The organism is Aphanizomenon sp. UHCC 0183 (assembly GCF_009712065.1).
Classification (GTDB): Bacteria; Cyanobacteriota; Cyanobacteriia; order Cyanobacteriales; family Nostocaceae; genus Dolichospermum; species Dolichospermum heterosporum.
The window spans coordinates 1-13,896 of record NZ_VILC01000144.1 but is presented as its reverse complement, the minus strand read 5'-3'; the positions used below and the strand labels follow the sequence as shown (position 1 = coordinate 13,896).

General features: G+C 40.5%; 14 protein-coding genes and 1 pseudogene. 3 read left to right on the top strand and 12 right to left on the bottom strand.

Features of this window, described 5'->3' with window-relative positions; translation table 11 throughout:
* Positions 1–176 precede the first annotated feature (176 nt).
* Together psaB and psaA are read right to left on the bottom strand one after the other, a co-directional pair.
* The gene (gene psaB / locus FJR37_RS25145) at positions 177–2,408 is read right to left on the bottom strand and encodes a photosystem I core protein PsaB (protein ID WP_039203714.1); all 2,232 of its coding nucleotides are present in this window, start codon (positions 2,406–2,408) and stop codon (positions 177–179) included.
* Positions 2,409–2,514: 106 nt separating this feature from the next.
* Positions 2,515–4,773, bottom strand: a complete 2,259-nt coding sequence (gene psaA / locus FJR37_RS25140; protein WP_039203712.1) for a photosystem I core protein PsaA — start codon at positions 4,771–4,773, stop codon at positions 2,515–2,517.
* 530 nt (positions 4,774–5,303) lie between these two features.
* Here psaA and FJR37_RS25135 point away from each other — a divergent pair.
* Positions 5,304–6,584 (top strand): hypothetical protein, encoded by a 1,281-nt coding sequence (locus FJR37_RS25135; RefSeq protein WP_168467425.1) that lies wholly within the window; start codon positions 5,304–5,306, stop codon positions 6,582–6,584.
* 436 nt (positions 6,585–7,020) lie between these two features.
* Here FJR37_RS25135 and FJR37_RS25130 read toward each other — a convergent pair whose 3' ends face one another.
* Positions 7,021–7,956, bottom strand: coding sequence for a glutaminase (locus FJR37_RS25130; RefSeq protein ID WP_168467424.1), 936 nt, complete (start codon positions 7,954–7,956; stop codon positions 7,021–7,023).
* Positions 7,957–8,240: 284 nt separating this feature from the next.
* Here FJR37_RS25130 and FJR37_RS25125 point away from each other — a divergent pair, with 284 nt between their 5' ends.
* Positions 8,241–8,606, top strand: coding sequence for a hypothetical protein (locus FJR37_RS25125; protein WP_039203709.1), 366 nt, complete (start codon positions 8,241–8,243; stop codon positions 8,604–8,606).
* Positions 8,607–8,652: 46 nt separating this feature from the next.
* On the opposite strand, the gene aroB is transcribed toward FJR37_RS25125, so the two are convergent.
* Complete coding sequence (aroB, locus tag FJR37_RS25120; protein WP_039203708.1) at positions 8,653–9,744, bottom strand: 3-dehydroquinate synthase; 1,092 nt, start codon at positions 9,742–9,744, stop codon at positions 8,653–8,655.
* 130 nt (positions 9,745–9,874) lie between these two features.
* Between aroB and petL the strand changes: the two genes are divergently transcribed.
* Positions 9,875–9,967: a cytochrome b6-f complex subunit PetL gene (petL, locus tag FJR37_RS25115; protein ID WP_039203706.1), complete on the top strand. Its 93-nt coding sequence runs from the start codon at positions 9,875–9,877 to the stop codon at positions 9,965–9,967.
* 162 nt (positions 9,968–10,129) lie between these two features.
* On the opposite strand, the gene FJR37_RS25110 is transcribed toward petL, so the two are convergent.
* The 8 genes and pseudogenes from FJR37_RS25110 to FJR37_RS25075 form a co-directional block, all read right to left on the bottom strand.
* On the bottom strand, positions 10,130–10,549 hold the full coding sequence (locus FJR37_RS25110) for a type II toxin-antitoxin system VapC family toxin (protein ID WP_039203705.1): 420 nt from the start codon (positions 10,547–10,549) through the stop codon (positions 10,130–10,132).
* The gene (locus FJR37_RS25105) at positions 10,546–10,815 is read right to left on the bottom strand and encodes a DUF2281 domain-containing protein (protein ID WP_015081510.1); all 270 of its coding nucleotides are present in this window, start codon (positions 10,813–10,815) and stop codon (positions 10,546–10,548) included. The genes FJR37_RS25110 and FJR37_RS25105 overlap by 4 nt, the downstream gene beginning before the upstream one ends.
* 235 nt (positions 10,816–11,050) lie before the next feature.
* Positions 11,051–11,506 carry a type II toxin-antitoxin system VapC family toxin gene (locus tag FJR37_RS25100; protein WP_039203703.1) on the bottom strand — a complete coding sequence of 152 codons (456 nt, stop codon included), beginning with the start codon at positions 11,504–11,506 and terminating at the stop codon, positions 11,051–11,053.
* Positions 11,507–11,523: 17 nt separating this feature from the next.
* The gene (locus tag FJR37_RS25095) at positions 11,524–11,862 is read right to left on the bottom strand and encodes a hypothetical protein (protein WP_039203702.1); all 339 of its coding nucleotides are present in this window, start codon (positions 11,860–11,862) and stop codon (positions 11,524–11,526) included.
* Between the two features lie 138 nt (positions 11,863–12,000).
* Positions 12,001–12,162, bottom strand: coding sequence for a hypothetical protein (locus FJR37_RS25090; protein WP_168636101.1), 162 nt, complete (start codon positions 12,160–12,162; stop codon positions 12,001–12,003).
* Positions 12,163–12,233: 71 nt separating this feature from the next.
* Positions 12,234–12,344, bottom strand: coding sequence for an Rpn family recombination-promoting nuclease/putative transposase (locus tag FJR37_RS25085; RefSeq protein ID WP_254434667.1), 111 nt, complete (start codon positions 12,342–12,344; stop codon positions 12,234–12,236).
* Between the two features lie 151 nt (positions 12,345–12,495).
* Positions 12,496–13,578, bottom strand: coding sequence for a GUN4 domain-containing protein (locus FJR37_RS25080; RefSeq protein WP_168467423.1), 1,083 nt, complete (start codon positions 13,576–13,578; stop codon positions 12,496–12,498).
* A gap of 1 nt (position 13,579) precedes the next feature.
* Positions 13,580–13,896 (bottom strand): annotated as a pseudogene (locus FJR37_RS25075) (hypothetical protein); the annotation flags it as partial.

The following is a 13,896-nucleotide window of genomic DNA, read 5'->3' as shown; positions in this document are numbered from 1 at the left end:
CCTCCCCCACCTCCCCTACCCCCCTCCCTCCCCTGCCCCTGCTTGCCTTCACCCGTCATTTTCGGGTTGACAGACTAGTAGGTTACATCTCTTGTGGGGTGGGCATTGCCCGCCCATTAAAAAATCCCCCACCTCACGGCAGGGGATTTTTAATTACCTAAAAGCAGTAGTCAGGATCAACCAAACTTACCAGCCGTAGAGGCAATGAGGAACGCTGCATAGGTGACGATGTAGCCAACAGTGAAGTGAGCTAAACCAACCACGCGAGCTTGAACAATGGAGAGAGCAACGGGCTTGTCCTTCCAGCGAACCAAGTTAGCAAGAGGAGTGCGTTCGTGCGCCCAAACCAGGGTTTCAATTAACTCTTGCCAGTAACCTCTCCAAGAGATGAGGAACATGAAACCGGTTGCCCAAACTAGGTGTCCAAATAAGAACATCCAAGCCCAAACAGACAGGTTATTCATGCCGTAGGGGTTGTAACCGTTAATCAACTGAGCAGAGTTAGCCCAGAGGTAATCACGGAACCAGCCCATCAGGTAGGTAGAGTTTTCGTTGAACTGAGCAACGTTACCTTGCCAAATCCCTAAATGTTTCCAGTGCCAGTAGAAGGTTACCCAACCAATGGTATTCAACATCCAGAACATGGATAGGTAGAATGAGTCCCATGCGGAGATATCGCAAGTACCGCCACGGCCTGGACCGTCGCAGGGGAACGCATAACCGAAGTCCTTTTTATCGGGCATCAGTTTAGAACCACGAGCATCCAAAGCACCCTTGACGAGTACCAAGGTGGTGGTGTGGATAGCCAAAGCGAAAGCGTGGTGAACCAAGAAATCGCCAGGTCCAATGGTCAAGAACAAGGAATTTGTTCCAGAGTTGATGGCATCTAACCAGCCAGACAACCAAACGTTACCAGCATTGGGGTAAGCGGTGTAAGCAATACTGTCAGGGTTAGACAACAGTACATTCAAGCCATACAGAGCTTTACCTTGAGCAGCTTGGATGAATTGAGCAAATACTGGCTCAATTAGGATTTGTTTTTCAGGAGTACCGAACGCAACAACTACGTCGTTGTGAACATATAAACCCAGGGTGTGGAAACCCAAGAAGAGAGATACCCAGCTAAGGTGGGAGATGATCGCTTCTTTGTGTTGTAACATCCGGTCAAGGACGTTACCTTTGTTTTGTTCAGGGTCGTAATCACGTACCCAGAAAATTGCTGCGTGAGCAAAAGCACCAACCATCAAGAAACCAGCGATGTACTGGTGGTGGGTGTACAGTGCTGCCTGTGTGGTGTAATCCTTAGCGATGAAAGCATAAGGAGGCAGAGCGTACATATGCTGCGCTACCAAGGAACAGATAGTTCCCAAAGATGCCAAAGCTAATGACAACTGGAAGTGCAGGGAGTTGTTGATGGTGTCGTAAAGACCTTGGTGGGGCAGGTTGAACTGACCTTCGCTCTTGCTACCAGGTACTAAACCGGATTTGGAGTTCAGCATTTCTTTGATGCTGTGACCAATTCCGAAGTTAGTGCGGTACATATGACCAGCGATGATGAACAAAACTGCGATCGCCAAGTGGTGGTGAGCCATGTCAGTCAACCACAAGGATTCTGTTTGGGGGTGGAAACCGCCCAAGAAGGTAAGAATCGCAGTCCCTGCACCTGTGGAAGTACCAAATAACTGGCCAGCGGTGTCAGGGTTTTGAGCGTAAACACCCCAGTTACCTGTAAAGAAAGGAGTTAAACCTTCTGGATGGGGAGCTACAGTCAAGAAGTTATCCCAACCCACGTGAATACCACGGGATTCAGGAATAGCAACGTGAACCAAGTGACCAGCCCAAGCCAGAGAACTAACACCAAACAAACCAGCCAAGTGGTGGTTCAGGCGGGGTTCAGCACTCTTGAACCAAGAAAGGCTAGGACGGAACTTGGGTTGTAAATGTAACCAACCAGCAAATAGGAACAATGCGGACAACAAGAGCAAACCAACGGAACCAGTATATAGTTCGCTGTTTGTCCGCATCCCGATGGTGTACCACCAGTGATAAACACCAGAGTAAGCAATGTTTACAGGGTTGCTTGCACCAGCTTGGGTGAAAGCGTCAATTGCAGCTTCACCGAAGTGAGGGTCCCAAATTGCATGGGCAATTGGACGGACGTGAAGGGGATCTTTAATCCACTGTTCAAAGTTACCTTGCCAGGCTACGTGGAACAGGAGGCTGGATGCCCACAGGAAGATGATTGCCAAGTGACCGAAGTGCGTAGCGAAAATCTTTTGGTAAAGATTCTCTTCCGTCATGCCATCGTGGCTTTCAAAGTCGTTGCCTGTAGCGATCGCATACCAAATCCGACGAGTAGTCGGGTCCTGTGCGAGATCCTGGCTAAATTTTGGAAATTTTGTTGCCATAGGTGTGATGTGTCCTCTGACCTTTAGCCATTTAATGTCAGCAAAATCTTAGATTTTGGATTTTGGATCAAATCTTAGAATCCAAAATCCAAAATTCTACTGATTTTTATCCTACTGAAAGGATGTGTGCGTGGAAGAATGCCCAAGTGGTGGCAATTCCTCCTAATAGGTAGTGAGCCACACCTACAGCCCGACCTTGAGTGATGCTCAGTGCGCGAGGCTGAATTGTTGGGGCTACTTTCAGTTTATTGTGCGCCCAAACAATGGACTCAATGAGTTCTTGCCAGTAGCCACGACCACTGAACAGGAACATTAAGCTGAACGCCCAAATAAAGTGAGCGCCTAAGAACATTAGTCCGTAAGCGGACAATTCTGTTCCGTAGGAGTTGATTACTTGTGTAGCTTGCGCCCACAAGAAGTCACGTAACCAACCATTAATGGTGATTGCACTTTCTGCAAAGTTGCCACCAGTAATGTGATTTACTGTGCCATCTGCATCTACTGTTCCCCAAACATCAGATTGCATCTTCCAACTGAAGTGGAAAATTACAATTGATAAGGAGTTGTACATCCAGAAGAGTCCGAGGAAGATATGATCCCAACCGGAAACTTGGCAAGTACCGCCACGACCTGGACCATCGCAAGGGAATCTGAAGCCTAAGTTAGCCTTGTCTGGAATCAGACGAGAACTACGGGCGTACAATACACCTTTGAGCAAGATGAGAACAGTAACGTGAATGGTGAATGCGTGAATGTGGTGAACCATGAAGTCCGCTGTACCCAATGTAATGGGCATCATAGCGATCTTATCGCCGATAGCAACAATTCCACCACCAAAAGCATGACTAACTACTTGAAGAGCGTTAGGTGCTGTATTACCAGGAGCTAATGTGTGCAGGTTTTGCACCCATTGAGCAAATACTGGTTGCAGTTGAATTGCGCTGTCAGAGAACATATCTTGGGGACGACCCAAGGCACGCATAGTGTCATTGTGGATGTACAAACCAAAGCTATGGAAGCCTAAGAAAATACAAACCCAGTTGAGGTGAGAAATGATAGCGTCGCGGTGACGAATCACGCGATCTAAAACGTTGTTTTGGTTAACAACAGGATCGTAATCCCGTACCATAAAGATGGCTGCGTGAGCTGCACCACCAACAATCAAGAAACCACCGATCCAAATATGGTGAGTGAAAATACACAATTGTGTTGCGTAGTCAGTTGCCAAGTAAGGATAGGGAGGCATCGCGTACATATGATGCGCGATGATGATTGTCAAGGAACCCAAGAAAGCTAGGTTAGTAGCCAACTGAGCGTGCCAAGAAGTGGTGAGGTTTTCGTAAAGACCTTTGTGACCTTCGCCAGTAAAAGGACCTTTATGAGCTTCTAGAATATCTTTAATGTTGTGACCGATACCCCAATTGGTCCGGTACATATGACCAGCAACGATGAACAGTACAGCGATCGCTAGGTGGTGATGAGAAATATCAGTCATCCACAAGCCGCCTGTAACTGGGTTTAAACCACCCTTAAATGTGAGGATATCAGCGTAAGCTCCCCAATTTAAGGTGAAGAAAGGTGTTAAACCACTGGCGAAACCAGGGTAAAGTGCTGCCATTTTTGCTGTATCAAACAGCAACTCATGAGGCAGAGGGATGTCCTTAGCTGCTACACCTGCATCTAACAGTTTGTTGATTGGTGCAGACACATGGATTAAGTGACCAGCCCATCCTAAAGAACCACAGCCTAGCAACACTGATAAGTGATGATTCAGCATTGACTCCACATTCTGGAACCATTCCAGTTTAGGAGCGCGTTTGTGGTAGTGGAACCAGCCAGCAAATAAGAACAAGCCTGCTAATACCAAGCCGCCAATTGCAGTTACATATAGCTGGAAGGAGCTAGTGATACCCCAGCCACGCCATACTTGGAACAAGCCAGAGGTGATTTGAATGCCGCGGAAACCGCCGCCCATATCACCGTTTAAAATGTCTTGACCAACAATAGACCAAACTGTTTGGGCGCTGGGCTTAATGCCTAATGGATCAGCCAGCCAAGCTTCGTAGTTAGAGAACTTAGCACCGTGGAACAACATCCCGCTCAACCAGATTGCTACTACAGCCAAATGGCCGAAGTGAGCGGCGAATATCTTGCGGGAGATGTCTTCTAAATCGCTTGTATGTGTATCAAAATCATGGGCGAGGGCATGGAGATCCCAAATCCAGGTTGTGGTTTTTGGGCCTCTCGATAAGGATCTGTCGAAATGTCCTGGCTTTGCCCATTTTTCAAATGAGGTAGGAACCGGGTCATTGTCAACGATCACTCTTGCTTTTTTTTCCTCTCGCTCCGGAGGACTAATCGTCATTCGACCTCCTCTCTATAAGGAATGGGGAATCATGAATACCACCTAGAATAACACAGTCGCCGTTTTCAGATTGGTCTGGACTAGCGATGGGGTTGCCGTGTGGAAAAGAAAAGTTGTTTCTGTTGAATTATAGAGTCTGAACTTGCACATTGTTATAGACCTGTTAACAATAATTAAAAATAGCCAAATTTATTGTCCAATCAGCTTTATAAGTTCCTATACATTGTCCAAAAGTCAATAGACTCTTCATTTAATTTACAAAGAACAACAATTTGGAAAACTTATGATTCATACGCAAAGCCGCTCAAACTCCTGCCATTTGGCTACTTTTATCTAAAATTAGCGGTCTGAAACCAAATTTATTTTCTGAGAATAAGTCAAAAAAATCACTTATTCGACATTTTAATCAGATGAAAGTAGGTAAATTTATAACTTCGGTAGTAGATTTATGCTCTTATCTATAGTCCATGAGTCATAATTTGCGTCACAATAATGGCGTTAATTGTTAAAAACTATTACGGAATAAAAACATGAACACTGGGTGCAGAAAATTTTTTGATCAACTTTTTTCCAAGAGATTCCCAATTATTAGGTGGCTTGCTACATTAGTGCTAGTTTTAAACTTAAGTAGTTGTGTTGAAGCAGCAAACAGCCAGGAAGTATCCACCAATCCTTTCATGAAAACGCTCCCAGCCTCAGAAATTTCTGGGACTTTTTCAGAAACCGCACCACCTGATGTTATTCAAGCATTGCATCCCAGTCTAGAAGGTTATCAACCTCAAGTCAGCATCATTAGTCCCCAAGTAGATGAAATTCTTCCAGACAATATAGTTAAAGTCCAGTTGCGGGTTAAGGACTTACCGATATTTAAAGACCCTCAATGGCAACTTGGACCCCATTTGCACCTAATTTTAGACAATCAACCTTATATAGCTGTTTACGATTTAAATCAGTCGGTGGTATTGTCAGACTTATCCCCCGGTACGCATACTCTTCGCGTTTTTGCTTCTCGTCCGTGGCATGAAAGTTTTAAAAATGAAGGTGCTTATGCTCAAACTACATTTCACGTTTTGACGAAAACTGAGGAAAACAACCCAGATGCTAAATTACCCCTACTTACTTACAGTCGTCCCAATGGTGGTTATGGGGCAGAACCAATTATGCTGGACTTCTACCTAACTAATGCACCGTTGCACAGTATTGCTGAAACTAATCCTGACGATACTATGAGCAATTGGCGCATTCGTAGTACAGTTAATGGTGAAAGCTTTATTCTTGATCGTTGGCAACCTATTTATCTTAAAGGCTTTAAACCTGGTAAAACTTGGGTAAAACTGGAATTCCTTGATAATGAAGGACAACCTGTGAAAAATGCCTTTAATACCACTATCAGACTAATTAATTACCAACCCAATGGTCAAGATACTCTTTCTAAAATTGTCAGAGGGGAATTGACAGCAGATGAAGTTCGGGGTATTGTAGACCCAAATTATACAGCCAAGATTCTAGGTACTGAATCCACCGCTACACCAATTCCTGAAACTAAAGTTGAAAAACAACCAATTCCCGAAGTTAAAGTTCCTAAAGTTACACCAACCCCAGAAACTAAAGTCGAAAAACAATCAATTCCCGAAGTTAAACTTCCTGAAGTTACACCAACCCCAGAAACTAAAGTCGAAAAACAACCAATTCCTGAAGTTAAACTTCCTGAAGTTACACCAACTCCACAAGTAGAAGTAACAGAAACAAAAGAATTGAATCTGGATAAACCAGATATAGGTTCACCTAAGCAATCTCAAATTCAAGAGTAAGTAATGAGACAGAATTAATTACACAATGTCATTGCGTAAGCGTGGCGTGGCGTTAGCCATATGGAACGAAGTGAAATGAGGCAATCGCAAGGGTTGTGATTGCTTCCCTTCGCTCGCAATGACTGTAAATATTTTTGTCCAATTACTTAATTAGAGTAAGCCACAAAATAAATGATCCTGTTTTGTCATGCTGAGTGTAGCGTTCGCGGAGCGTGGCGTTAGCCATAGCGAAACGAAGCATCTCAAGAGATTCTTCACTACACTTCGTTTCGTTCATAATGACATTGGGCATTTCTTTTTGTGGAGTTCTCTTAAGGGACTTCCAAGAAATAAATTATCCTGATTAACGAACCACAGAGGCGCAGAGGACACAGAGGAATAAGGGTTTGAGAGATTTTTGCGTTAGGTGGTTGAGTATTTTTTTATTTGGAAGTCCCTAACAAAAAATACTCAGTTGCAAATTTTGAGATAAAGTTTCCATGAGTGCTAAACCAGCTACAGGATTACCTACAATATCTAAAGCAGGACTGTAGCTGGCAATAGCAGCGCTCGCCGAAGGCATCGCTCCCTGATTTGGTATGATGGCAACAAGTCCACCACCAATACCCGATTTTATCGGTAAGCCAATTTTCACAGCATATTCTGCGGAAGCTTCATATAAACCACAAGTTAACATCACCGTATTTACGGTTTGACGGTGTTTGTCATTTATGAATTCGCTTTTACAGGCTAATATTCTTCCCAGTTTAGCTAAATCCTCTACCCGTCCAGATATACAGCATATTTGTTCATAAACGTCTAGAGATAATTCAATATTATTTAAATTTCCAGATTCGTAGAGATAGTTGGCAATATCTATATTTATTTGAGAGTGACTAGCACGAACTGAAGCTAGAATATCTGTGTCTATATATATTTGAGTACCTGCTAATTTATTTAACCAATTACAAAACAATTGTGTACATTCATGTCCATCCTTTCCTGGTAGCTTATCAGCAAGAGTAATAGCACCACTATTAATCATAGGGTTGCGAGGATATCCATGATCTTCTTTTAATTGCAATAAAGAATTAAAGGGTGCATCCGAGGGTTTAATCCCAACCCATTGTAAAACCTGTTTTTCTCCGTAATATTCCAGCAGGTATAGTAGAGAAAATGGCTTAATGACACTCATAAATGGAAATACACAATCGGTATCTCCTAAACTATAATTTTCTCCTGATTCACAACTTATATAAACAGCAAATGAGTTAGGATTAGCCATAGCTAATTTGGGAATGCGTTCAATAACTTTACCTTGTGCTGCTTGGGTTTTAGCTTGTTCTACCCAGATAGATAAATTATGTATATTAATGCTTTTTATTCCTAGCACAAGCCTAAACCTCAAATCATGAAGATAATCTGGATTATATCTTAATGAGTAATTACTCTAACTTTTTATGTAACTAATTTTAAATACAAAACCGAAAATTTACGCAATATTAGTAATTACGGGTAATTGGTAAAAAGCAATAAAAAGATAAATATTCCCTTTCTTGTGTTCCCTGTTCCCTGTTCCCTGTTCCCTCTTCTTAGATAAGATAGACTGATTAACAACCAAGTTGTCGGAAAAGATAAATTGGTTTATTTCCCTAATAACAAGGTTTTTAAGAGTACATGAACAAAAGATTTATTTTAACTTTGATTTCTAGCCCCGTGTTGTTTACATCCATGTTATCTATGGTGATGATGGGTAGACCTGCTCATGCTAGTCAAACAGTTGACACTGCTGGTACTCATGAATCTTGTGTCATGTCTCCCCATTCAGCAACTCCGAACAAGGTATGTATACAGGTGAGTAATACTCCTTTGGGCGTTGCTAAAGAAACCATGCAAGTGGCACAAGCGGATACAAATAGTCCTAAAGAACTAGAATTTTCTGATGCTGAAAGCGATTTAGCTATCAAGCTATTTGGCTGTGATTGTCCAGTTTGCATCAATGCTGCTCGGCAATTGAATGGTTCAGCACCTTTGCCAGTTTAGCACGATGTGGTGTTAAAAAGTTAAAAAGGGCAGGGAGACCCTGCCCCTACTTCCCTAACAATACTTCTCTAATTATGTCTGTTGGTACTTCGTCGGTAATTTTAACTGCGCCAATTTGGGTTGGTAGGACAAAGCGAACCTTGCCAGATTTAACTTTTTTGTCTAATTGCAAAGCATCAATAAGAGCTTCAATATTTAAATCTGCGGGTATTTGGGTGGGTAAACCTGCTTTTTTGATTAAGGCGTTTTGACGTTCTGTATCTCCTTGTGTCCAAAGTCCTAATTTTACAGCAATGCCTCCTGCTGCTACCATACCAATACCGACAGCTTCACCATGTTTGAATAAACGGTATTCTGTGAGGCTTTCTACTGCATGACCGATAGTATGACCATAATTTAAAATTGCCCTGATTCCAGATTCTTTTTCATCTTTGCTGACAACATCGGCCTTTGCTTGACAGGAATGAGTTAATATGCTGTTTATCAGGTCGGATTTCACATAGCGGAGTTGGTCAAGGTGTTTACTTGCTGTTAGTTGAGTAAACAGTTCGGTGTCCCAAATGATCCCGTATTTGATCACCTCTGCCATTCCTGCCCGAAATTCCCGTGCTGGAAGAGTTTTTAATACTTCTGGGTCAATCAAGACTAAACTAGGTTGATGAAATGCACCAATCAAGTTTTTACCGTGGGGATGATTTACACCAGTTTTACCACCAATAGCTGAGTCTACCATTGCGAGGAGACTGGTAGGAACTTGGACTACGTTGATGCCTCTGAGCCACGTAGCGGCGGCAAAGCCTGTCATATCACCAATAACACCTCCCCCCAAGGCGACCATTGTGGAGGAGCGTTCTAGGCGATTTTCCAGGGCGATATCATAGAGTTTTTGAATGGAGTTAAGGGTTTTGTAGCGTTCTCCTGGGGGTAGGTTGTAGCTAACAACTTGAAAACCGGCATTTTCTAAAGAGGCGATCGCTCTTTCGCCATAATATTTAAATATCATCGGGTTGGAAACTAGCAATACTTTCTTACCTAGTTTCAAAGTCGCCATTTGTTCACCTAGTTGATCTAAACTCCCAGGTGCGATCGCAATATCATAAGATTTTTCTGGTATATCTACTTTAATTACAGAACTCATTCCCTAACCCTAATATAATCACTCGTCTGGGTATTTTACCCCAAGTTGACAACCTCTTTTCCATTCCCTGTTCCCTTTCATAATTATTGATGATTGAATAGAAATAAGTAACTAATCTGGAGCAAAACAAATGGCTGTAGTTGAATATATTGTCTTTCTAGGCGTGTTTATGGGTGTAGCTGTAGGCTTATTATTTGGTCTACGCGGAGCTAAGATAATCTAACCCTACAATTAGACGCTAATTAAACCCACTTTATGTGGGTTTAGGTATCGGTTTCAATCAGATTATCAAATGTCTATTTATTACTTTGCTGTTTGATTGCAAGTTTTCACCACTTCGATCTCTAACTCAAGTATCCGAGCAATTTGTTCTACAGTTAGTCCCTCATTTAATAAACCAATTCTCAATTATCAGATGCTCAAAATCCTGAAAATCTGCCACATTATTTGTTACTAAAATCAAGTCATTGCAGAAGGCAATACTCGCAATTTGTCCATCAATAAAAGCAGGTGTTTTACCAATTTTCGATAATCTAGCTCTTTCCTGTGCGTGCCATTTTGCAGCTTTGAGATCATAATCAAACACAGGCAAATCTAACACAGAATCTTGAATGTATTTCCATAAAGAATCCTTGCGTTTAGATGCTGGTAAACGCCAACAGCCATAAAGGATTTCATGAACAACAAGACTTGCTACTGCTACTTCTGAACGATAGCGATTTAATTGATCTAAAACCTGAGTATTGGGAATTGGCCGACTCGGTTCTGAGATAATATTAGAGTCTAGTAAAAAGCGAACTGTCATAAATCAATCTCGCGTCCTGGACTACGATCTCTAAGATCTGCAAAATCTTCATCTGTAAATTCAATTCCTTCTCTTTCAATTGTTTCTCGAAACCTTAAAACCCCTTCCCAAAAGCTATCTCCTTTATTCTGTAATGGTTTTTCCTGTACTTGTTCTTTTATTTGTGACAGTTTATGTTTGAGAAATTGAATAAAATCTAAAACTTCTTGTTGTTTATCGGTTGGTAACTCTCGCAGGTTCTCCAAAACAGCTTGTTCAATGGTCATTGTTTCACCTCTACTACTAGGCTATAATTCTATTGTAAATGACATCAGCATTAATTTTTATTTTCTCCTCCATTGTTGATATCAATTCCTAATATTGCCAATTGTTGATTTATTCAATCTGTAGCTGTTGCTTCATCGGTTTCAATGGCTTTTTCTACTCCTATTTTAGCAATTTCTAGGAGTTGTTTGGATTTTAGTTTTAAATCAAAACTTTCCAGAAATGAGAGAAATCTTTTTAATTAATCATTTGCCATTCACGAGCATCTACAAATAAGGATAAATGTTTAACATTGGTAGTAGCAACAATTACTTGATTTCCATTTAATTCTTCTATTTTTGCTTGTGCTGCTAAAATAACATCACCATCAAGAGATTTAGGATCAGCAGTTGGTTTTCCCGTGTTTCTAATTTCTGCCCAAAATTGTGCTGCTAAAAGCATGGTAGCAGTAGTAATAGGCAAGTAAGTAATCGCTTGTTTGAGTTGATCTAAACGTTTAATTCCTTTTGTTTTTCCCGCTCTTAATAGTTCTCGTCTTACTTCATAATCAGCAATTTCCGGTAAAATAACTTGATAACTTTTTAAGGGTAATTCATCTAACCATTCTTTACAATCCTGACAATTAGAATTAGAACTTTTAGGATTTGTTACCATTCCTAAAATATTTGTATCGAGGAAAATCAATTTATTCATATAAATTCAGCTTAATCTTAAAAAGGATTATCATCAATTTCTTGTTTTTGCCGCAAATATTCCCAAGTTTCCGTTTGTTCTTCTTGTTCTCCTTCTTCTAACCACTCTTCGGTTAATTCTTTGAGTGCTTGATGTTGTTGATTTAAAATTTGTTGTTGTGCGTCTATTTCTAGCTGAGAATGGTTAAAAATCTCAGGTTTAAAAGTAACACTTTCTCGAAATACTCGCATTATTTGTAGGAGATTTGGCCAGTATTCTTTAGGTGTTGCTTGAATTTCTCGTAAAATTTCTATGAGATGATTTTCTTCGGTAGTGTTACTTAATTCTGGTTTATTGATTAAATCGGATTGAGACATAATTATTTATTCCTCATAATGTTGATAAAGCGTAATTAGTCATGGGAATCCTATCTTTATATTATGACAAAATTTGCCGTGATAGTAAGCTGTTAGATTGATCAGGGAAAATATATATAAATATTATACAACAGGAAATTAACTAATGATGCTTTTGATATCAATTCCTAATATTGCCAATTGCTGATTTATCCAATCTGTAGCTGTTGCTTCATCGGTTTCTATCGCTTTTTCTACTCCTATTTTAGCAATTTCTAGAAGTTGTTTGGATTTTTGCTTTAAATCAAAACTTTCGAGCAATTTTGAATTAATATGCTGTTGAAATTGAAAATCAAAAATAGGTATTGGTAAAGATTTTATAGAAGTTTGAGTTACAAGCGGTTGAACAGAACTAAAGCTAGTGTGGGGGGCTGTTCTAGCAGTTCAAATAACACACTGGGGAGATTTTGCAGTAATGTGTAAAATATCGTGTCTGTCTTCATTTTATAAGTCGAAGCTGAAGTTAAGCAATATTTTCTCAGACATTGTAGCGATAGCGAAGCGCTCTGTAGGAATCGCTCTACATTTCCGGCTTATTTTAGATTGTATCAATCAGCGTCCGAGTAAGAATAGGTTATCTGTTTAAGTGGGTAACTAAATATTAGGCAGTGAGTTAATAATCTCTACAGCCTTAATTGCTGAAGTGTCTGGCGGAAAACCAAGATGTGAGTTGAGAAGCTTTAAAGAGTCTTTATTAAATTGAGGACAAGCTTCGATACGAGCAAAGATACATATAATAATCCCCGGATCATAAATTTCAGTTAACACAGGAAGATGACCCTTCTGTGCTGAAATATCAAAAGTATATTCTCCCTCAACTCTCTCACTATCATCAAGAAATTGTCCATTCACACGCCATCCAACCTGATCACCGAAATCTTTCCAATCCGGTGTGTCGAAAATATAATCAAGTTTGCCACCAATGCTCAAGTAAATGTCTTTTTGAACGCTGAATCCAAATTTACTGTTGCTATGTTCTACCCACAATTCGTCAATTTTAAGAAGGTCTTCACATGGAAAATTTATCAGGTCTTCCTTGGTTAATTTTTCGTATTTATTCTTGCCTACAGCCTTGATCATCAGTTGATAAGTCAGATAATTAGCATCTTCCCATTCACGCCTTGATAGTAATTTAATCAGCTTTGTATAGTCTATGCCTTTTGAGCTAATACTATCTGTATGAGGTGGTTGTTGAGGAGTTTTTGTGAGTGATTTAGGCTGAGTTATTATAGTTATAGACTCTGACTCTGGTTCTCTTCCAGTAATAGCCAAAATCAGTTTGTTCATTGGGTTAAGTTCTTCTTTACGAAAATCACAATAATGAAAGTCTTTAAATTCTGGATAACTGTTTTTTACGGTATTTATTATTCCCTCTCCTGTGTTGCGTAGGATAACTAAGCCTGTTTGAATTTCAGAGTTTTTTGGCAAAACTTCTTTTAAAAAGAAATCAATTTCTTCGTGTTGTATTGGTCCTGTACCATTATTACTAATAAAGACAAGGAAAGCTTTAACTTCACTAATATGATCTTGGAGTTGTTTTTTCCATTTTTTAAATGCTATTAAGTTATCCTCATCATAAAACGTTTTGATTCCTTGACTTTGCAAAATGCTTTTAATTTTTTCTACCTCTGGCTTGTCTTTGCTATTGTGGCAAATAAAAACATCATATTTTTCCATTTTATTCCTCCACACCTGCAATAGTCGCCAACGCCTTCGCATACTGTTCCAAACCATCTCGTAAAGCAGCCAACTCACTTCGCAACTTTGATTCTTCTGACCAACTCACCTCATGTTCCTTGGGACTCACCCCCAGAGGTCGTCTTGCTTCCCAAGCCTGTAACACAGGATGCCATTTAGCTAAAAATGGTCTTAACCCATTATTCAACACCGCAATAGCAATACCCCCGACTGAGTTTTTAGAAGCACCCACATCAGGTCCAGCAGCTTTGAGAACTTCACGGGTAGTTCCGAATAAACTATACAGAGAGTTCAACC

Coding starts and splice junctions, on each gene's coding strand:
- FJR37_RS25110 (WP_039203705.1), bottom strand. CDS start 10,549: ATGACAGTTCGCTTTTTACTAGACTCTAATATTATCTCAGAACCGAGT.
- petL (WP_039203706.1), top strand. CDS start 9,875: ATGGCTGTAGTTGAATATATTGTCTTTCTAGGCGTGTTTATGGGTGTA.
- psaB (WP_039203714.1), bottom strand. CDS start 2,408: ATGGCAACAAAATTTCCAAAATTTAGCCAGGATCTCGCACAGGACCCG.
- FJR37_RS25100 (WP_039203703.1), bottom strand. CDS start 11,506: ATGAATAAATTGATTTTCCTCGATACAAATATTTTAGGAATGGTAACA.
- FJR37_RS25125 (WP_039203709.1), top strand. CDS start 8,241: ATGAACAAAAGATTTATTTTAACTTTGATTTCTAGCCCCGTGTTGTTT.
- FJR37_RS25095 (WP_039203702.1), bottom strand. CDS start 11,862: ATGTCTCAATCCGATTTAATCAATAAACCAGAATTAAGTAACACTACC.
- FJR37_RS25080 (WP_168467423.1), bottom strand. CDS start 13,578: ATGGAAAAATATGATGTTTTTATTTGCCACAATAGCAAAGACAAGCCA.
- psaA (WP_039203712.1), bottom strand. CDS start 4,773: ATGACGATTAGTCCTCCGGAGCGAGAGGAAAAAAAAGCAAGAGTGATC.
- FJR37_RS25085 (WP_254434667.1), bottom strand. CDS start 12,344: ATGAAGACAGACACGATATTTTACACATTACTGCAAAATCTCCCCAGT.
- FJR37_RS25135 (WP_168467425.1), top strand. CDS start 5,304: ATGAACACTGGGTGCAGAAAATTTTTTGATCAACTTTTTTCCAAGAGA.
- FJR37_RS25105 (WP_015081510.1), bottom strand. CDS start 10,815: ATGACCATTGAACAAGCTGTTTTGGAGAACCTGCGAGAGTTACCAACC.
- aroB (WP_039203708.1), bottom strand. CDS start 9,744: ATGAGTTCTGTAATTAAAGTAGATATACCAGAAAAATCTTATGATATT.